At 70.0% G+C, this 19,012-nt stretch carries 15 protein-coding genes and 2 tRNA genes; 11 read left to right on the forward strand and 6 right to left on the reverse strand.

Translation table 11 applies throughout. The features are described 5' to 3' along the window. The first annotated feature begins 343 nt into the window (after positions 1-343). Genes purS through purL form a run of 3 tightly spaced genes read left to right on the forward strand, consistent with a single transcriptional unit; the run spans position 344 to position 3,515 of the window. On the forward strand, positions 344-589 hold the full coding sequence (purS, locus tag ACFVZH_RS25275) for a phosphoribosylformylglycinamidine synthase subunit PurS (RefSeq protein ID WP_384900526.1): 246 nt from the start codon (positions 344-346) through the stop codon (positions 587-589). After that, a complete protein-coding gene (gene purQ / locus ACFVZH_RS25280) occupies positions 586-1,266 on the forward strand; it encodes a phosphoribosylformylglycinamidine synthase subunit PurQ (protein WP_384900528.1) in 681 nt (226 codons plus the stop codon). The genes purS and purQ overlap by 4 nt, the downstream gene beginning before the upstream one ends. Further along, positions 1,266-3,515: a phosphoribosylformylglycinamidine synthase subunit PurL gene (purL, locus tag ACFVZH_RS25285; protein WP_384900530.1), complete on the forward strand. Its 2,250-nt coding sequence runs from the start codon at positions 1,266-1,268 to the stop codon at positions 3,513-3,515. The genes purQ and purL overlap by 1 nt, the downstream gene beginning before the upstream one ends. Before the next feature lie 75 nt (positions 3,516-3,590). Here purL and ACFVZH_RS25290 read toward each other — a convergent pair whose 3' ends face one another. After that, positions 3,591-4,001, reverse strand: a complete 411-nt coding sequence (locus ACFVZH_RS25290) for a nuclear transport factor 2 family protein (protein WP_384900532.1) — start codon at positions 3,999-4,001, stop codon at positions 3,591-3,593. A 65-nt stretch (positions 4,002-4,066) separates the two neighbouring features. On the opposite strand from ACFVZH_RS25290, the gene ACFVZH_RS25295 reads away from it, so the two are divergent. The 4 genes from ACFVZH_RS25295 to purM all read left to right on the forward strand — a co-directional run bounded on the left by ACFVZH_RS25295 (position 4,067) and on the right by purM (position 8,607). Further along, a complete protein-coding gene (locus ACFVZH_RS25295; RefSeq protein WP_384900534.1) occupies positions 4,067-4,855 on the forward strand; it encodes a sterol carrier family protein in 789 nt (262 codons plus the stop codon). 53 nt (positions 4,856-4,908) lie between these two features. Continuing rightward, positions 4,909-5,730, forward strand: coding sequence for an META domain-containing protein (locus ACFVZH_RS25300; RefSeq protein ID WP_384900535.1), 822 nt, complete (start codon positions 4,909-4,911; stop codon positions 5,728-5,730). A 215-nt stretch (positions 5,731-5,945) separates the two neighbouring features. After that, positions 5,946-7,475, forward strand: a complete 1,530-nt coding sequence (gene purF / locus ACFVZH_RS25305; protein WP_384900537.1) for an amidophosphoribosyltransferase — start codon at positions 5,946-5,948, stop codon at positions 7,473-7,475. A 52-nt stretch (positions 7,476-7,527) separates the two neighbouring features. Beyond that, positions 7,528-8,607, forward strand: a complete 1,080-nt coding sequence (gene purM / locus ACFVZH_RS25310; RefSeq protein WP_384900539.1) for a phosphoribosylformylglycinamidine cyclo-ligase — start codon at positions 7,528-7,530, stop codon at positions 8,605-8,607. 142 nt (positions 8,608-8,749) lie between these two features. Here purM and ACFVZH_RS25315 read toward each other — a convergent pair whose 3' ends face one another. Together ACFVZH_RS25315 and ACFVZH_RS25320 are read right to left on the reverse strand one after the other, a co-directional pair. Further along, positions 8,750-9,004 carry a DUF3073 domain-containing protein gene (locus ACFVZH_RS25315; RefSeq protein WP_030318267.1) on the reverse strand — a complete coding sequence of 85 codons (255 nt, stop codon included), beginning with the start codon at positions 9,002-9,004 and terminating at the stop codon, positions 8,750-8,752. A 290-nt stretch (positions 9,005-9,294) separates the two neighbouring features. Then, positions 9,295-10,386: a Leu/Phe/Val dehydrogenase gene (locus ACFVZH_RS25320; protein WP_384900541.1), complete on the reverse strand. Its 1,092-nt coding sequence runs from the start codon at positions 10,384-10,386 to the stop codon at positions 9,295-9,297. Between the two features lie 155 nt (positions 10,387-10,541). Here ACFVZH_RS25320 and ACFVZH_RS25325 point away from each other — a divergent pair, with 155 nt between their 5' ends. Both ACFVZH_RS25325 and bldC read left to right on the forward strand, forming a co-directional pair. After that, complete coding sequence (locus ACFVZH_RS25325; protein WP_384900543.1) at positions 10,542-11,393, forward strand: hypothetical protein; 852 nt, start codon at positions 10,542-10,544, stop codon at positions 11,391-11,393. A 578-nt stretch (positions 11,394-11,971) separates the two neighbouring features. Then, positions 11,972-12,178, forward strand: a complete 207-nt coding sequence (bldC, locus tag ACFVZH_RS25330) for a developmental transcriptional regulator BldC (protein WP_003949541.1) — start codon at positions 11,972-11,974, stop codon at positions 12,176-12,178. Positions 12,179-12,905: 727 nt separating this feature from the next. Here bldC and ACFVZH_RS25335 read toward each other — a convergent pair. After that, positions 12,906-12,979 (reverse strand) — tRNA-Asp (locus tag ACFVZH_RS25335). A 110-nt stretch (positions 12,980-13,089) separates the two neighbouring features. Further along, positions 13,090-17,064 carry an ATP-dependent RNA helicase HrpA gene (gene hrpA, locus ACFVZH_RS25340; protein WP_384900545.1) on the reverse strand — a complete coding sequence of 1,325 codons (3,975 nt, stop codon included), beginning with the start codon at positions 17,062-17,064 and terminating at the stop codon, positions 13,090-13,092. Positions 17,065-17,214: 150 nt separating this feature from the next. On the opposite strand from hrpA, the gene ACFVZH_RS25345 reads away from it, so the two are divergent. Beyond that, positions 17,215-17,985 carry a DsbA family protein gene (locus ACFVZH_RS25345; protein WP_384900547.1) on the forward strand — a complete coding sequence of 257 codons (771 nt, stop codon included), beginning with the start codon at positions 17,215-17,217 and terminating at the stop codon, positions 17,983-17,985. Next, positions 17,982-18,824 (forward strand): cytochrome c biogenesis CcdA family protein, encoded by an 843-nt coding sequence (locus tag ACFVZH_RS25350; RefSeq protein WP_384900549.1) that lies wholly within the window; start codon positions 17,982-17,984, stop codon positions 18,822-18,824. The genes ACFVZH_RS25345 and ACFVZH_RS25350 overlap by 4 nt, the downstream gene beginning before the upstream one ends. A 101-nt stretch (positions 18,825-18,925) precedes the next feature. Here the strand turns inward: ACFVZH_RS25350 and ACFVZH_RS25355 are convergent. Further along, positions 18,926-18,999, reverse strand: a tRNA-Phe gene (locus ACFVZH_RS25355). Positions 19,000-19,012 lie beyond the last annotated feature (13 nt).

Below are 19,012 nucleotides of genomic sequence, written 5' to 3' on the forward strand. Positions count from 1 at the left end.
GCCGAGGTCGAGAGGACGCTTGTGGCGCCTCTGACGTGCTGCGATGCCGACCGTACGGCTGTGCCGGGACAATGCTGCTTTCTTCTGGATTCCTTTGTACAGCGGTAGGCGTCGCATTGTGAAGCCCTGTCAATTGTTTCAGCGTGTCCCGGTGCATTGCGGTCCGCAATATTTCACTCGAATTTTGCGGGGGGAGTGTCCGCGTGGCGTGTGGGTCGTGTTCGTGTGGCGCACGTCGCACCGAACCGGTCTTTTGTAGGATCCTTCAGATCTCTACCCGCGTAGAATTTGGAGACAGGTACGCTGAGGGAACCGCCCACGCAACACACCATCGGGAGTGCCAGTGGCACGCGTCGTAGTCGACGTCATGCTCAAGCCGGAGATCCTCGACCCCCAGGGGCAGGCTGTGCAGCGTGCACTGCCCCGCCTGGGATTCGCCGGAATCGCCGACGTCCGTCAGGGGAAGCGTTTCGAGCTGGAGGTGGAGGGGCCGGTCGACGATGCCGCCCTCGCCCGCATCCATGAGTTGGCCGAAACCTTCCTTGCCAACACCGTGATCGAGGACTTCATCGTGAAGGTGGAGTCGTGACCGCACGCATCGGCGTCGTCACGTTCCCCGGAACGCTCGACGACCAGGACGCGCTGCGTGCCGCCCGCCTGGCGGGCGCCGAGCCCGTCTCGCTCTGGCACCGCGACAAGGACCTCAAGCAGGTCGACGCCGTGGTCCTGGCCGGCGGCTTCTCCTACGGCGACTATCTGCGGGCCGGAGCCATCTCCCGCTTCTCGCCGGTGATGGAGACGATCATCGAGCAGGCGAAGGCGGGCATGCCCGTCCTCGGAATCTGCAACGGCTTCCAGATCCTCACCGAGGCCCATCTGCTGCCGGGCGCGATGCTGCGCAACAACCACCTGCACTTCATCTGCCGCGACCAGAAGCTGCGGGTGGAGAACGCGGAGACCGCCTGGACCTCGGACTACGTCCGGGGCCAGGAGATCGAGGTCCCGCTCAAGAACATGGACGGCCGCTACGTCGCCGACGAGCGCACGCTCGACGAGCTGGAGGCCGAGGGGCGGGTGGCCTTCCGCTACCTGGACGTGAACCCCAACGGCTCGCTGCGCGACATCGCGGGCATCACCAACGCCGCGGGCAACGTGGTCGGCCTCATGCCGCACCCCGAGCACGCCGTCGAGCCGCTGGTCGGCACCGGCAAGACGGACGGCCTCGGTTTCTTCACCTCGATCCTCAAGAAGCTGGTCAACGCCTGATGAGCCTCGACACCGTCAAGCACGCGAGCGAGACGCCGGACAGCGAGCAGCCCTGGAAGGAGCTCGGCCTCAAGGAGGACGAGTACGCGCGCATCCGCGAGATCCTCGGCCGCCGTCCCACCGGCGCCGAGCTCGCCATGTACTCCGTCATGTGGTCCGAGCACTGCTCCTACAAGAGCAGCAAGGTCCACCTGAAGCAGTTCGGCGAGAAGGTCCCCGAGAACGACGCCATGCTCGTCGGCATCGGTGAGAACGCGGGCGTCGTCGACGTCGGCCAGGGGTACGCGGTCACCTTCAAGGTCGAGTCGCACAACCACCCCTCGTACATCGAGCCCTACCAGGGCGCGGCCACCGGCGTGGGCGGCATCGTCCGCGACATCCTCGCCATGGGCGCCCGCCCGGTCGCGGTCGTCGACCCGCTGCGCTTCGGCGCGGCCGACCACCCCGACACCAAGCGCGTGCTGCCCGGTGTCGTCGCCGGCATCGGCGGCTACGGCAACTGCCTCGGCCTGCCCAACATCGGTGGCGAGGTCGTCTTCGACTCCTGCTACCAGGGCAACCCGCTCGTCAACGCCGGCTGCATCGGCGTGATGAAGCACGAGGACATCCACCTCGCCCAGGCTTCCGGCCCCGGCAACAAGGTCATCCTCTACGGCGCCCGCACGGGTGGCGACGGCATCGGCGGCGTCTCGGTCCTCGCGTCCGAGACCTTCGACGACACCAAGCCCACCAAGCGCCCCGCCGTCCAGGTCGGCGACCCGTTCCAGGAGAAGCTCCTCATCGAGTGCACCCTGGAGATCTTCAAGGAGAAGCTCGTCGCGGGCATCCAGGACCTCGGCGGCGCCGGGCTCTCCTGCGCCACGTCCGAGCTGGCCTCCGCGGGCTCCGGCGGCATGCACGTCGACCTCGAGAAGGTCCACCTGCGCGACGCCACGCTCTCGCCCGAGGAGATCCTCATGAGCGAGTCGCAGGAGCGCATGTGCGCGATCGTCGAGCCCCAGCACGTCGACCGCTTCCTGGAGATCTGCGAGAAGTGGGACGTCATCGCCACCGTCATCGGTGAGGTGACCGAGGGCGAGCGTCTGGAGATCTTCTGGCACGGCGAGCAGATCGTCGACGTGCCGCCGCGCTCCGTCGCCCACGAGGGCCCGACCTACCACCGGCCGTTCGCGCGCCCGGACTGGCAGGACGCGCTCCAGGCCGACGACGCGGGCAAGCTGCCCCGGCCGCAGAACGGCGCCGAGCTGAAGGACCAGGTCCTGAAGCTGGTGTCCTCCCCGAACCAGGCGTCGAAGTCCTGGATCACGGACCAGTACGACCGGTTCGTGCAGGGCAACACGGTCCTGGCGCAGCCCGAGGACGCGGGCATGGTCCGGATCGACGAGGAGACCAACCTCGGCGTGGCCATGGCGACCGACGGCAACGGCCGGTACGCGAAGCTCGACCCGTACACGGGTGCGCAGCTCGCGCTGGCGGAGGCGTACCGCAACGTGGCCGCCTCCGGTGCCAAGCCGCTGGCGATCTCGGACTGCCTGAACTTCGGTTCGCCCGAGGACCCGGCCGTGATGTGGCAGTTCGCCGAGGCCACCCGTGGTCTCGCGGACGGCTGCCTCCAGCTGGGCACCCCGGTCACCGGCGGCAACGTGTCGCTGTACAACCAGACCGGTGAGATCGCCATCCACCCGACGCCGGTCGTGGCCGTGCTCGGTGTGATCGACGACGTGAACCGCCGTACGCCGATCGCCTTCGCGGAAGAGGGCCAGCTCCTCTACCTGCTCGGCGACACGCGTGAGGAGTTCGGCGGCTCGGCCTGGTCCGAGGTGATCCACCAGCACCTCGGCGGCATGCCGCCGGCCGTGGACCTCGACCGGGAGAAGCTGCTCGGCGAGATCCTGATCTCGGCGTCCCGCGACGGCATGATCGACGCGGCGCACGACCTGTCCGACGGCGGTCTGGTCCAGGCGGTCGTCGAGTCCTGCCTGCGCGGCGGGAACGGTGCGCGGCTGGTCGTCCCCGAGGGTCTGGACGCCTTCACGTTCCTCTTCAGCGAGTCGGCGGGCCGTGCGGTCGTCGCCGTCCCGCGCAGCGAGGAGCTCCGCTTCACCGACATGTGCGGTGCGCGGGGGCTGCCGGCGGCCCGTATCGGTGTCGTCGACGGTGACGCGGTCGACGTGCAGGGCGAGTTCGCGCTCTCCCTCACGGAGCTGCGCGAGGCCCACGAGGCGACGATCCCGGCCCTGCTGGCCTGATCGGTCCCGTACGGAACCCTGATCGGTCCCGTACGGAACGGAGCCCCCGCCCGGGAAGGGCGGGGCTTCGTGCTGTCAGCCGGTGCCCCAGAAGGAGTCGGTCTCCACGATGTCGGCGACACACTCGTCGATGTCGGAGATCTTGTCGCCGATGAGCGTGAAGAACAGTCCGCCGTCCATCTCGACGCCGCGGTCGCCGCGGGTGCCGCGGAAGCGGTGCGTGGTGATGACGTGGCCGCGGCCGTCCACGTACACGCCCTTCAGTTCGACGCGGAAGGTGCCGTCGGTGAGTTCGGCGAGTGCCCGGTAGTACTCCCCGAGGACACTGTCCCGGCCCTTGTAGTGTCCGGAGATCCGGCTCGCGCCGGGCACGTGGTGGGTGCAGTCGCCCGTCATCATGCCGGCCAGCGTCTCCATGTCACCCTGGGTGAACGCTTCGTAGCCCCGGCGGATCAGGGCGGCATCGGGGTGCTCGTGATGGGTCATGGTCCCGTCGCCTGCTTTCGCTGCGATTGGCTCCGTCCTTCCAGTCTCGGGGCTAGCCTCTGCCCATGCCACCCGCCAAGAAGCGCACCCGCAGTTACGACTCCGCCAGGATCCGGGCCGCCGTGAGCGCCCAGTTCGGGAACGTGCGGGAGGCGGTGGCGGCGTTCACGCCTGAGCAGCTCGACGGGCCGACCCGGCTGGGGGAGTGGACGGTGCGGGAGCTGGTGGCGCACCTCGCGTGGATGGTGGACTCCGTCCCGCGGCTGCTCGCCGCGCCCGCGCCGGCCGTGAAGGAGCTGGCCCTGCTCGACTGGTCGTCGATGACGGCGGACGCGGCCGGGCGGATCGACGAGCACACCCGGGGGATCGACGCCTCGGACCCGGTGGGGTTGTACGCGCGCGTGGCGGACGATTACGAGCGGGCGGTGGCGGGCGCCGCCGACGAGCGGCTGCTTCCCGTGAGCCTCGGCGCCATGACCCTGGCCGACTTCCTGGTCACCCGTACCGTCGAACTCGTCGTCCACACCGACGACCTGAACGCGGCGACCGGCGCCGGCATCCCGTTCGACCGTCAGGCCCTCGCCGCCTGCACCCGGCTGCTGGCCGACACGATGGCGGGGAAGGCGCCCGGTGGGGCGGTGGAGGTCCGGATCCCGCCGTACGCGGTGGTGCAGTGCGTGGAGGGCCCCCGGCACACCCGGGGCACCCCGCCCAACGTGGTCGAGACGGACCCACTGACCTGGATCAGGCTCGCGACCGGCCGGGCGGAGTGGGCGACGGAGCTGGACGAGGCCCGGGTGAGCGCGAGCGGCGAGCGGGCGGACCTGAAGGACCTGCTGCCCCTGATGGGATGAGCCGCTGTGGCGCGGCACCGGAACCGTACGGCGGGCCGTTCCGTCAGACCGGCATGCCGAAGCCACGCGCACTCGTCGTCCTGGTCCCTCTCCTGCTGCTCACGGCCTGCGGTACGGAAACGGGCGCGGGAGGGGGGACGGGTTCCGGCGCGGACACCGTCTCCCCGGACCTGCCGCTCGCCGGCACGCAGTGGACGGTGGACGCCGTCACGGTCGACGGGCGCAGGTCGGTCGCGCCCGACGGCGCGCGCCTCGACTTCGGGCAGGACGGCCGGGCCCGGGGGAACACCGGTTGCAACACCTTCGGCGCGACCGTCGTCGTGCGCGGCGACGGTGTCACGGTCACCCCGCAGGAGGTCACGGAGATCGGCTGCCCCGCCGACCGGCAGCGCTTCGAGCAGGAGCTGCTGAAGGCTTTCTCCGGCCCGCTCAAGGGGACGACGAAGGGCGACGCCCTGCGCCTGGACTCGCCCGACGGGCGCAACGGTCTGGAGCTGACCGCGGAGCCGGCGGCCGCGCTGCGCGGCACCACGTGGAAGGTCGACGGGCTGGTCTCCGGGGAGAGCACGGCCTCCCTGCCGGCCGGCAGCGAGGCCAAGGCGCGGTTCGTCATCGGCGCCGACGGCCGGGTGACCGGCAACCTCGGCTGCAACGACTTCTCCGCGACCGCCCGTCTCGACGAGAAGGCCCGGACGCTCACGGTCGAGGGCCCGGCGGCGACGACCCGCATGATGTGCACGAGCCCGCAGATGAAGCTGGAGACGCGGCTGTACGAGCTCCTCGACGGCCCGCTCGCGTATCGGCTGAACCACCGAACGCTGACGCTCACGGACGCCTCCGGCGAGGGCCTCACGGCGACCGCGACCGCCCGTTGAGTGGACGTCGACTGCGGCGTCCGTCACATCGCGGGACCACCCCGGGCCTGGTACGAGCGTCCGCTCGTGGGGGGCCGGGTGCCGGAATCCCTACGCGCGCCTGACTCGTAGGCCCCTCCAAGCCGGAGATGATCATTTCGTGCGATCGCACGAGTGGAGGGGGCCCTGTTTTCCTCAATTCGGACCAGTGGTCGAGCCCGTCTACACTCGGAAACGTGCCACGTGGTGACGGTCGACTCAATCACGACTTGCTCCCCGGTGAGAAAGGCCCCCAGGACGCTTGTGGCGTCTTCGGTGTCTGGGCTCCGGGTGAAGAGGTCGCAAAGCTCACGTACTTCGGGCTCTACGCCCTCCAGCATCGGGGCCAGGAATCCGCGGGAATCGCGGTCAGCAACGGCTCCCAGATCCTCGTCTTCAAGGACATGGGCCTCGTGTCCCAGGTCTTCGACGAAACCTCTCTCGGTTCCCTCCAAGGTCATATCGCGGTCGGTCACGCCCGCTACTCGACCACCGGGGCGTCCGTGTGGGAGAACGCGCAGCCGACGTTCAGGGCAACCGCCCACGGCTCGATCGCGCTCGGCCACAACGGCAACCTGGTGAACACGGCGCAGCTCGCCGAGATGGTCGCCGACCTCCCGAAGAAGGAGGGGCGCACCTCCACTCGGGTCGCCGCGACCAACGACACCGACCTGGTCACCGCGCTCCTCGCGGGCCAGGTGGACGAGGACGGCAAGCCGCTCACCGTCGAGCAGGCCGCCGCGAAGGTCCTCCCCGAGGTCCGGGGTGCCTTCTCCCTCGTCTTCATGGACGAGCACACGCTCTACGCCGCCCGTGACCCGCAGGGCATCCGCCCGCTGGTCCTCGGTCGTCTGGAGCGCGGCTGGGTGGTCGCGTCCGAGTCCGCCGCTCTCGACATCTGCGGCGCCAGCTACGTCCGCGAGGTCGAGCCGGGCGAGATGATCGCGATCGACGAGAACGGCATCCGCACCTCGCGATTCGCGGAAGCGAAGCCCAAGGGCTGTGTCTTCGAGTACGTGTACCTGGCCCGCCCGGACACGGACATCGCCGGCCGGAACGTCTACCTCTCCCGCGTGGAGATGGGCCGCCGCCTCGCCAAGGAGGCGCCGGTCGAGGCCGACCTGGTGATAGCGACGCCGGAGTCCGGCACCCCCGCCGCCATCGGTTACGCCGAGGCGTCCGGGATCCCCTTCGGTGCCGGCCTGGTGAAGAACGCCTACGTCGGGCGCACCTTCATCCAGCCCTCGCAGACCATCCGCCAGCTCGGCATCCGGCTGAAGCTGAACCCCCTCAAGGAAGTCATCAAGGGCAAGCGCCTGGTGGTCGTCGACGACTCGATCGTCCGCGGCAACACCCAGCGCGCCCTGGTGAAGATGCTCCGCGAGGCCGGCGCGGCCGAGATCCACATCCGGATCTCCTCGCCGCCGGTGAAGTGGCCCTGCTTCTTCGGCATCGACTTCGCGACCCGCGCGGAGCTGATCGCCAACGGCATGTCGATCGACGAGATCGGCAAGTCGCTCGGCGCGGACTCGCTCTCGTACATCTCCCTGGAGGGGATGATCGAGGCGACGACGATCCAGAAGCCCAACCTCTGCCGTGCCTGCTTCGACGGCGAGTACCCGATGGAGCTTCCGGACCCCGAGTTGCTCGGCAAGCAGCTCCTGGAGAACGAGCTGGCCGCCGGCCCGGCCGCCACCGCGGCCTCCGACGCCCTGCGTCGCCCGTAAGACCCCGCTGCAGCCGCCGTGCGAGCAGTCACGACACGAAAGTTCTGAACCCATGTCTCAGACCCCCAGTGCCGCAGGCGGCGCCAGCTACGCGTCCGCGGGCGTCGACATCGAGGCGGGCGACCGCGCCGTCGAGCTCATGAAGGAGTGGGTGAAGAAGACGCAGCGCCCCGAGGTCCTCGGCGGCCTCGGCGGTTTCGCCGGCCTCTTCGACGCCTCCGCCCTCAAGCGCTACGAGCGTCCGCTGCTCGCCTCGGCGACCGACGGCGTCGGCACCAAGGTCGACATCGCCCGTCAGATGGGCGTGTACGACACGATCGGCCACGACCTGGTCGCGATGGTCATGGACGACATCGTCGTCTGCGGTGCCGAGCCGCTCTTCATGACCGACTACATCTGCGTCGGCAAGGTGCACCCCGAGCGGGTCGCCGCCATCGTCAAGGGCATCGCCGAGGGCTGTGTCCTGGCCGGCTGCGCCCTGGTCGGCGGCGAGACGGCGGAGCACCCGGGCCTCCTCGGCCCGGACGACTTCGACGTCGCCGGCGCGGGCACGGGTGTCGTGGAGTACGACCGGCTGCTCGGCGCCGACCGCATCCGTACGGGTGACGCGGTCATCGCCATGGCCTCGTCGGGTCTTCACTCGAACGGGTACTCGCTCGTCCGGCACGTGGTCTTCGACCGCGCGGGCATGACCCTCGACCAGCAGGTCGAGGAGCTCGGCCGGACGCTCGGCGAGGAGCTCCTGGAGCCGACGAAGATCTACTCGCTGGACTGCCTGGCCCTCACCCGGACCACGGACGTCCACGCGTTCAGCCACATCACGGGCGGCGGCCTGGCGGCCAACCTGGCCCGGGTGATCCCGGACGGTCTGCACGCCACGGTCGACCGCTCGACCTGGGCCCCCGGCGCGATCTTCGACCTGGTCGGCAAGGCCGGTCAGGTGGAGCGCCTGGAGCTGGAGAAGACCCTGAACATGGGTGTCGGCATGATGGCCGTCGTGCCGGCCGAGTCCGTGGACGCGGCGCTGGCGACGCTGGAGGACCGCGGGGTCGAGTCCTGGGTCGCCGGCGAGATCACCGAGCGCGGCGCGCACACCACGGGCGCCGAGCTGGTCGGGGACTACGCCAAGTAGAACGAGTTCGGCGGTACGTGACGGGGCGCTCCTGAGGGGCGCCCCGTACGCGTTGTGCGGGGCCGCTCAGGGGTGGTCCGGACGCGGACAGCACGGAAACCCGGCCGGGTGATCCCGGACCGGGTTTCGGTGATTCAGAAGGTCAAGCGCGACGCGGGGACGCACTCGGACCGGACTCGTCGTCCTCGTCCTCGTCGTCCTCGTTATAGAGATCCGCGTACTGGGCGTACGGGTCGTCTTCCTCGTCGTCGTCCTCGAACGGCTCGCCATTCGGCGGCTGGTTCGAAGTCGAAGCGCCCAGCTCATTGGCCAGACGCGTCAGGTCTGTCCCGCCGCTGCTGTACTTCAGCTGGCGGGCGACCTTGGTCTGCTTGGCCTTTGCCCGGCCGCGCCCCATGGCTCGACCCCCTCGGTGACGGGGCTCGGTGGCCCCAGAGTCTTGACACGCGTTCATGATTCGGAACGGACTCTCGACAGAGAGACCGGTCCGTAGGGCTTCAACGGTACCTGTTTCCGCGGGTCTACGGTACGCCGCGCGCATCACATACCCCGGTACAGAACCTTCGAGGTGCCCTCTCCTCGCTGGTCAATCGCGATTTTAACCTCTTCTGGAGGGCCGACCCGCCGAGGGGCGTGAGTGAAATCTCCCCGACGACGGGCCGGCCCCGGGTGCGGCGCCGTCACGGCTCAGCCGCGCCGGGCCTCCGCCATCCGCTGCTCGGCGATCCGGTCGGCCGCCGCGGCCGGCGGAATTCCGTCCGCCTTCGCACGTGCGAAGATCTCCAGGGTGGTGTCGAAGATCTTCGTGGCCTTCGTCTTGCAGCGGTCGAAGTCGAAGCCGTGGAGCTCGTCGGCGACCTGGATCACGCCACCGGCGTTGACCACGTAGTCGGGCGCGTAGAGGATGCCGCGCTCGGCGAGGTCCTTCTCGACGCCGGGGTGCGCGAGCTGGTTGTTGGCCGCGCCGCAGACGATCCGCGCGGTGAGGACCGGCACGGTCTCGTCGTTCAGGGCGCCGCCCAGCGCGCAGGGCGCGTAGATGTCGAGACCCTCGACGCGGATCAGCGCGTCGGTGTCGGCGACCACGGTGACCTGCGGGTGCTTGTCGGTGATCCGGCGCACCGACTCCTCGCGCACATCGGTGATCACGACCTCGGCGCCGTCCTCCAGGAGGTGCTCGACGAGGTAGTGGCCGACCTTGCCGACGCCGGCGACGCCGACCTTGCGGCCGCGCAGCGTCGGGTCGCCCCACAGGGTCTGCGCGGAGGCGCGCATGCCCTGGAAGACGCCGTAGGCGGTGAGGACGGAGGAGTCGCCGGCGCCGCCGTTCTCGGGGGAGCGGCCGGTGGTCCACTGGTTCTCGCGGGCGACGACGTCCATGTCGGCGACGTAGGTGCCGACGTCGCAGGCCGTGACGTACCGGCCGCCGAGCGAGGCCACCATGCGCCCGTAGGCGAGCAGCAGCTCCTCGCTCTTGATCTTCTCCGGGTCGCCGATGATGACGGCCTTGCCGCCGCCGTGGTCGAGACCGGCCATGGCGTTCTTGTACGACATGCCGCGGGCGAGGTTGAGCGCGTCGGCGATCGCCTCGGCCTCGGTGGCGTACGGGTAGAAGCGGGTGCCGCCGAGGGCGGGGCCCAGGGCGGTGGAGTGGAGGGCGATGACGGCCTTGAGGCCGGATGCGCGGTCCTGACAGAGGACGACTTGCTCGTGGCCACCCTGCTCCGAGTGGAACAGAGTGTTCAGTACGTCGACAGGAACGCCGGTCACATCGGTCACGGTGGTGACTCCCAAGTACGAAGCGGCGGTTTCGGGCCTCCCTGCGGGTGGGGGAGGACCAGTTCGGCAAGAGATTAAGGGCTACCTGGGCGTAGATCGGCCGCAGTGCTCAGGATCACCCCCTCCCGGAGTACCTCCGTGGAAGGATTTGCGACATGTCGGTCGCCCCCACGGTCCCCGTTCCCTACGCGTCCTATCTGCGGGTGTACGAGCCGCTGGCCGCGTTCCCCGAGCCGGAGCGGGCCCACTGGGCCCGGTACGCCGGCCGTCCGGACACCCCGGGGGCGCAGGAGGAGCTGCGGCGGTCGCTGGCCGATCTGCTGCCGACGCCGCCGGTCCCGGTACGGGTGCACGAGAGCGGCGACGCCTTCGTCGCACACCTGGACGGGGTGGTGGTGATCTGCCCGTGGCGGACCCGGCTGCGGGGCTGGCTGGCGCTCCGGGAGCTGGTGGCGGAGGGGTATCCGGCGGCGGTGCTCGACGCGATGCTGCCGCCGGTGCTGCAGGCGCAGGCGGTGCGCGACCACGAGCGGTGGCTGGAGCGGAACCCGGACGCGCGGCCGTGGATCCGTACCGGGCTCTGGCAGGTGCCGTTGCGCTGGTTCGCGCTCTTCGGTGACGAGGACCGGCTGTACGAGCCGGGCAGCGCGGAGGAGGGCCGGGCGCCGGTGCTGCGCTACCGGACGACCATGGCGCAGGCGCGGCGGCGGCTCGCACGGGCGCTGCGGGCGCTGCGGGAGTCGGTCGACGACGGTCCCATGACGGAGGGTCTGATCGACGTGGGGCGCTGGCTGGAGGAGTTCCACCCGCGGGCGCTGGTGGAGCTGGACTTCGGCGGTCTGGTGCACGTGGTCAGCGCGGAGTGGTTGGCCGGGGACCGGTCGGCGGCGCAGCTGGCGGAGGGGCTCGCCGCGCTGCGCTCCGGTGACGGCGAGGCGGCGAGCGAGGCGTACGGCCGGCTGGCGGAGCGCTGGCGGGCGGTCAAGGACCTGCGGTTCGCGAACTGACATCAGTCGGGCATCTTCGTCAGGTCGGTATCGACAAGACATGTCCGACCGGTGTAAATGATCTTCAACACTTCCGGACTCAGGGGCTCCGGTGCCTTTTTCCGGTGCCCAGGTCCTTCGGCTCTCGTGGGGTGGGGACGTTGGTCCCGATCCGGGCCTTTGGCTCAAGCGTGACGGACGGCACTTACCGCACCCTTGCGCCCATCACCCACCCTCGTGCCAAAATAGGACAAGGAGTCCGGGGAGGGTTCCTTCCGCCCAAGTTTGGGCGGAACGCTCGGCATTGCACTCTATGGGGGGTCTGAGGACTCCTGATCACCCTGTGACTGATCGTCACAGTGGTGTGACTGTCCGTTATGGCATGGTCCATCGACTTCCGCCGCTGATGAACACCTGCGAGGGCAATTCCATCGGTTTGGCCGACGTGGCTGGACGGATGGTGTAGTTGTAGTGCCGAGGACAAGCCGTTCGTCCTATAACCGACTCGGCCCGCTTCTGCCATTTCGGGCAACGCGGGTCAAGGTGCAGAATTTAGAGGAAAGAACCGAGATGGTTCGGTTCTCCCGAGGAGGCCGCTCATGACCGCTCGCACCCCTGATGCCGAGCCGCTGCTGACCCCTGCCGAGGTTGCCACGATGTTCCGTGTCGACCCGAAGACGGTTACCCGTTGGGCGAAGGCGGGCAAGCTCACGTCCATCCGAACCCTGGGTGGGCACCGCCGATACCGCGAGGCCGAGGTTCGCGCACTGCTCGCGGGTATTCCGCAGCAGCGCAGCGAAGCCTGAGGCTCGCTCAACACCCCGCAGCACCCCGTAACACCGGGCACTGCCGGATCCCCCTATCCGGTCGCCCACCCCTAGTACTGCCGACGGGCTCCTGCCCCAACAGGTCTCCGTCAACGATCGCGCTGGACTCCGCCGGGTCTGGCGCGATCTTTTTTGTGCCCTGCGCCACTCCTTGGCAGGCGGTGCAATTGCACATATTAAATCGGGCCGGTGTAGGAAGGGTGTAAGTGAAGCGGTTTCTGAAACTCTTTCAGTGACACCCGTCACACTGGCGAAGTCTTGCCAAGGAACAGCCTGCCACCTTCGGGATCGCCGCCAACCCGCCGTTGGTCATGGGTCGGTGGGACTTTCGTCCTCCGTCACCCCCGGGCCCGGACCGCCGGCCCCGAGGGCCCCGGAGAGGCCGTGGGGCGAGTCCGGGGAGCCGGGAGCACCTCCGGGCCCGGCGAGGCCGCCAGGCGGGCGCACAGTCGGCCGCTCCGGACGTGCGGGCGGGCACGCGGGCAGGCGGGGCCCGCGGGCATGCGGGCACGCGGGCAGGTCGTGCGAGGGCCGTCGGGGAGTGCCGGGGCCGTCGAAAGGCCGCAGACGGGTGAAGGGCAGCCGGGAAGGCGGCCGGAAGGCAGCTGGAAGGCAGCTGGAAGGCAGCTGGAAGGCAGTTGGGGTCACCGGGGTCACCGGGGGAACGACGAAGGCCCGCATCTTCCGATGCGGGCCTTCGTGAAAGCGATCCTGACGGGACTTGAACCCGCGACCTCCACCTTGACAGGGTGGCGAGCTAACCAACTGCTCCACAGGACCTTGGTCGCAGCCCCTGTTAAGCGGCTGCGAGGAAGACTGTACAGCAGGTCAGCGGTCCGGTCGAACTCACCGTCGGCGGCGCGGCCGACGGCCCCCGGGGGCGGCCCCGGTCAGGGTGCCGCCGCGTCGATCGCCTTCACGATCCGCTTGTCCGAGACCGGGTGCGCGGTCCCCAGCGCGTGGGCGAAGTAACTCACCCGCAGCTCCTCGATCATCCAGCGGATGTCGGTGACCTCCGCCGGAACCGGGCGGCCCTTCGGGAGCTGTTCGAGCAGCCAGGCGTACTCGTCCTGCATCTCCCGGACCTTCTCCATCCGGGTGGTGTCCCGCTGGACGCCGGTCGGCATCTGCTGGAGCCGCCGGTCCACCGCGACCAGATAGCGCATCAGGTCCGGGAGCCGCTTGAGCCCCGTGCGGGTGACGAAGCCGGCCGGCATCAGCCAGGCCAGCTGCGCGCGCACGTCGGTCAGGTTGTCGATCAGGGCCAGGCTGTTCGTCGACTTCAGCCGCCGCTCGCACGCCTGCCACGCCGCCAGGATCTGCTGGACCTGGCCCACCGTCCGCACGGTCGTGTCGACGAGGTCCGCGCGGACCTTGTCGTACAGCTTCCGGAAGGACTCCTCGTCCCAGGCCGGGCCGCCGTGGTCCGCGATCAGCCGGTCGGCGGCGGCGGTGGCGCAGTCGTCGAAGAGGGCCTGGATCGAGCCGTGCGGGTTCGCGGACAGGGCCAGCTTCTGCTGGTTGGTGAGCTTGTCCGAGGCGAACTTCGCCGGGTTCACCGGGATGTTCAGCATGATCAGCTTCCGGGTGCCCCGCCACATCGCCTGCGCCTGCTCGGCCTCCGTGTCGAAGAGCCGGACGGCGACGGTCGCGCCCTCGTCGACGAGCGCCGGGTACGCCTTGACCGGCTGGCCGGCCCGCTTGGCCTCGAAGACCTTGGTGAGGGTGCCGATCGTCCAGTCCGTGAGCCCCGTGCGCTCCAGGGAGGGACCGGAGCCGTCCGGGCCGCCCGTGACCGCCGCGGCGGCCTGGGAGAGGGCCTTGCGGGCCTTGGGGCGCAGCTGCAGCCGCAGCGTCTCCAGGTCCTTGTCCTCGGCGAGCTTCCGGCGCCGCTCGTCGACGATCCGGAAGGTCACCTTGAGGTGCTCGGGGACCTTGGCCCAGTCGAAGTCCTCGGCCGTGACCGGGACGCCGACCATCCGCTGGAGCTCGCGGGCGAGCGCCCCCGCCAGCGGTTCCTGCACGGGCACGACCGCGTCCAGGAAGCGGCCCGCGAAGTTCGGCGCGGGCACGTAGTGGCGGCGGATCGGCTTCGGCAGGGAGCGGATCAGCTCGGTGACGACCTCCGCGCGCAGGCCGGGGATCTGCCACTCGAAGCCGTCGTCCGTCACCTGGTTGAGCACCTGGAGCGGCACGTGGACGGTCACGCCGTCCGCGTCCGCGCCCGGCTCGAACTGGTAGGTCACGCGGAACTTCAGCGCGCCCTGCCGCCACGAGTCGGGGTAGTCGTCCTTGGTGACCCCGGCGGCCTTCTCGTTGATGAGCATCTCGCGCTCGAAGTCGAGGAACTCCGGCTCCTCGTGGCGCTTGTGCTTCCACCAGGAGTCGAAGTGGGCGCCGGACACGACGTGTTCGGGGACGCGCTTGTCGTAGAAGTCGAAGAGCGTCTCGTCGTCGACGAGGATGTCCCGGCGCCGGGCGCGGTGTTCGAGCTCCTCGACCTCGGTGAGGAGCTTGCGATTGTCCGCGAAGAACTTGTGGTGGGTGCGCCAGTCGCCCTCGACCAGCGCGTTCCGGATGAACAGGTCCCGGGAGACCTCCGGGTCGATCCGGCCGTAGTTCACCTTGCGGTCGGCGACGATCGGGACGCCGTACAGCGTCACCTTCTCGAAGGCCATCACGGCCGCCTGGTCCTTCTCCCAGTGCGGCTCGCTGTACGTCTTCTTCACCAGGTGCTGGGCGAGCGGCTCGATCCACTCGGGCTCGATCCGGGCGTTGACCCGGGCCCACAGGCGCGAGGTCTCCACCAGCTCGGCGGACATGACGAAGCGCGGGGGCTTCTTGAAGAGCGCGGAGCCGGGGAAGATCGCGAACTTGGCGTTCCGCGCGCCCAGGTACTCGTTCCGCGTGCCCTCCCGGCGGGCGCCGTCCTTCGCCCCGTCCTTGGACTCCTTCACGTCCTTCAGGCCGATGTGGCTGAGCAGGCCGGCCAGGAGCGAGACGTGCACGGACTGCTCCGGCGCGTCCTCCTCGTTGAGGTGGATCCCCATCTGCTTCGCGACCGTCCGCAGCTGGGCGTAGATGTCCTGCCACTCGCGGATCCGCAAGAAGTTCAGGTACTCCTGCTTGCACATCCGGCGGAACGACGAGGAGCCGCGCTCCTTCTGCTGCTCGCGGACGTACCGCCACAGGTTGAGGTAGGCGAGGAAGTCGCTCGTCTCGTCCTTGAACCGGGCGTGCTGCTGGTCGGCCTGGGCCTGCTTCTCCGACGGCCGCTCGCGCGGGTCCTGGATGGAGAGCGCCGCCGCGATCACCATGACCTCGCGGACGCAGCCGTTCTTGTCCGCTTCCAGGACCATCCGGGCGAGCCGGGGGTCCACGGGCAGCTGGGAGAGCTTGCGGCCCTGCTGGGTCAGCCGCTTCTTCGGGTCCTTCTCCGCCGGGTCGATCGCGCCCAGCTCCTGGAGGAGCTGCACGCCGTCCCGGATGTTCCGGTGGTCCGGCGGGTCGATGAAGGGGAACTTCTCGATCTCGCCGAGGCCGGCCGTGGTCATCTGGAGGATGACGGAGGCCAGGTTCGTCCGGAGGATCTCGGCGTCCGTGAACTCCGGGCGGGTCAGGAAGTCGTCCTCGGAGTACAGCCGGATGCAGATGCCGTCGGACGTACGGCCGCAGCGGCCCTTGCGCTGGTTGGCGCTGGCCTGGCTGACCGGCTCGATCGGGAGGCGCTGGACCTTGGTGCGGTGCGAGTAGCGGGAGATGCGGGCGGTGCCCGGGTCGATCACGTACTTGATGCCGGGAACGGTCAGCGACGTCTCGGCGACGTTCGTCGAGAGGACGATGCGGCGGCCGGAGTGGGCCTGGAAGACGCGGTGCTGCTCGGCGTGCGACAGGCGGGCGTAGAGCGGGAGGATCTCGGTGTTGCGGAGCTGCCGCTTCAGGAGGGCGTCGGCGGTGTCCCGGATCTCGCGCTCGCCGGAGAGGAAGACCAGGACGTCGCCGGGTCCCTCGGACTGGAGCTCGTCGACGGCGTCGCAGATCGCGGTGATCTGGTCGCGGTCCGACTCCTCGGAGTCCTCTTCGAGGAGCGGCCGGTAGCGGACCTCGACCGGGTACGTACGGCCGCTGACCTCGACGATCGGGGCGTCGCCGAAGTGGCGGGAGAAACGCTCCGGGTCGATGGTCGCGGAGGTGATCACGACCTTGAGGTCGGGGCGCTTCGGCAGCAGCTGGGCCAGATAGCCGAGCAGGAAGTCGATGTTGAGGGACCGCTCGTGGGCCTCGTCGATGATGATCGTGTCGTAGGCGCGCAGCTCGCGGTCCGTCTGGATCTCGGCGAGCAGGATGCCGTCCGTCATCAGCTTCACGAAGGTCGCGTCGGGGTTCACCTGGTCGGTGAAGCGGACCTTCCAGCCGACGGCCTCGCCCAGCGGGGTCCGCAGCTCCTCGGCGACCCGCTCGGCGACCGTGCGGGCGGCGATCCGGCGGGGCTGGGTGTGGCCGATCATGCCCCGGACGCCCCGGCCGAGCTCCAGACAGATCTTGGGGATCTGGGTGGTCTTTCCGGAGCCCGTCTCACCGGCGACGATCACGACCTGGTGGTCGCGTATCGCCTCCAGGATCTCGTCCTTCTTCTGCGAGACGGGCAGCTGTTCGGGGTACGTGACCGCGGGCACGCGGGAGGCGCGCCCGTCGACGCGCTCCTTGGCCTTGGCCGCCTCGGCGGCGATCTCGTCCAGGACGGCCTCACGGGCCTCGGGCTTGCGGATGCGGCGGGCGCCTTCGAGACGGCGGCCGAGCCGGTGGGAGTCCCGCAGCGAGACCTCGGCCAGGACGGACTGGAGGGCGGCGAAGGAAGTAGACATACGGGATCCAGGATCGCACCTACGGCCGAGAAGCGGCGAACCGATTTACGACCGTCCGCCGTGCTGCGGCCGTTCCGTGACCGTCCGCCCCGGCCCGTGTCGGGTTCACCTGCTTCCCTCCCGATGTGGGGCCGTATCTATCGTTCTCGCATGTCCAACCCCACGTCCAAGCCCACGTCCCCGTCCTCGTCCAGGCCGATCCTGATCGTCTCCGGGGTGGCGGCCGCCGCCGTGCTGCTCGGCGTCGTCTCGTACACCGCGACCAAGCCGTCGTCCCCCGGCGCCGCCGGCTCGTCGGTCGCCGAGGTCTCCGCCGACCCGTCCGCCGGCGTCTACTCCGCCCTGGAGGCGTACGCCCGCCGCGACGCCGCCGACAAGCTCGCCCTGGGCCGGGCCGACGCCCCCGTCGTGCTCGTCGAGTACGCCGACTTCAAATGCGGCTACTGCGGGCAGTTCGCCCGGGAGACCGAGCCCGCCCTGGTGAGGAAGTACGTCGCGAACGGCACCCTGCGCATCGAGTGGCGCAACTTCCCGATCTTCGGCGAGGAGTCGGAGGCCGTCGCCCGCGCCTCGTGGGCGGCCGGGCAGCAGGGCCGGTTCTGGGAGTTCCACAAGGCCGCGTACGCCGAGGGCGCCAAGGAGAAGGGCTTCGGCAAGGACCGGCTCGCCGCCCTCGCGAAGGAGGCGGGCGTCCCCGACGCGGCCCGGTTCGCCAAGGACACCGACGGGGCGGCGGCCCGCGAGGCGGTCCGCGAGGACCAGGAGCAGGGGTACGAGCTCGGCGCGACCTCCACCCCGTCGTTCCTGGTCAACGGCCGGCCGATCGCCGGAGCCCAGCCCCTGGAGACCTTCACGGAGGCCATCGAGGCGGCGGCGAAGAGCGCCGCGGCGAAGGGCTCCGGGGCGAAGGGCCGGCCGTGACCTCCGGCATCGGCTACTTCGCCGCGTTCCTCGGCGGCCTGCTCGCCCTCCTCAGCCCGTGCAGCGCCCTGCTGCTGCCCGCCTTCTTCGCGTACTCGATCGACACCCGCGCGAAGCTGGTGGCCAGGACCGGCATCCTCTACGCGGGTCTGGCGACGACCCTCGTCCCGCTCGGCGCCGCCGGCTCCCTCGCGGGCCGCTTCTTCTACGGCCACCGGGACCTCCTCGTCACCGCCGGCGGCTGGCTGATCATCGGGCTCGGCGTCCTGCAGATCCTCGGCCTGGGCTTCACCTCCCGCCGGGTCGCCGAGGCGAGCGGCCGGATCCGGCCCACGTCGGCGCTCGGCGTGTACGCGCTCGGCCTGGTCTACGGCCTCGCGGGCTTCTGCGCCGGCCCGATCCTCGGCAGCGTCCTGACCGTGGCGGCGCTGAGCGGCAGCCCGGCGTACGGGGGGCTGCTCCTCGCGGTGTACGCGCTGGGCATGGCGGTCCCGCTGTTCGTCCTGGCGCTGCTCTGGGAGCGGTACGACCTGGGCCGGCGGCGCTGGCTGCGCGGCCGGCCCCTCCGGCTCGGGCGTTTCGAGGCCCACTCCACGTCGGTGCTCTCGGGCCTCTTCTTCATGGCCCTCGGCACGCTCTTCCTGGTCTTCGACGGGACGACCGCGCTGCCGGGCCTGCTGTCGGCGGACGCGTCGTTCGCGGTGGAGGAGCGGGTGGCGGCGCTGGGCCGTTCGGTGCCGGACTGGGCGCTGCTCGTCGCGGTCGTGGCGGCGGTGGCGGTCGTCCTCGCGCTGCGGGGCCGCAGGGGCGGCCGGACGCGGGAGCGCGTGGAGAGGTGACGGTGGCGGGGGAGGGGCGCGGTCCCCTTCCCCGTACGGCCGGCATTTCCGGGTGCGGGAACGCGAAAGGCCCCGTTCTTTCGAACGGGGCCTTCTCTTTGTGGCTGGGGCCGGGGTCGAACCGGCGACCTATCGCTTTTCAGGCGATCGCTCGTACCAACTGAGCTACCCAGCCACGAGGCCGTTGC

The sequence above is a fragment of the Streptomyces sp. NPDC059534 genome, assembly GCF_042743475.1.
Taxonomy (GTDB): domain Bacteria; phylum Actinomycetota; class Actinomycetes; order Streptomycetales; family Streptomycetaceae; genus Streptomyces.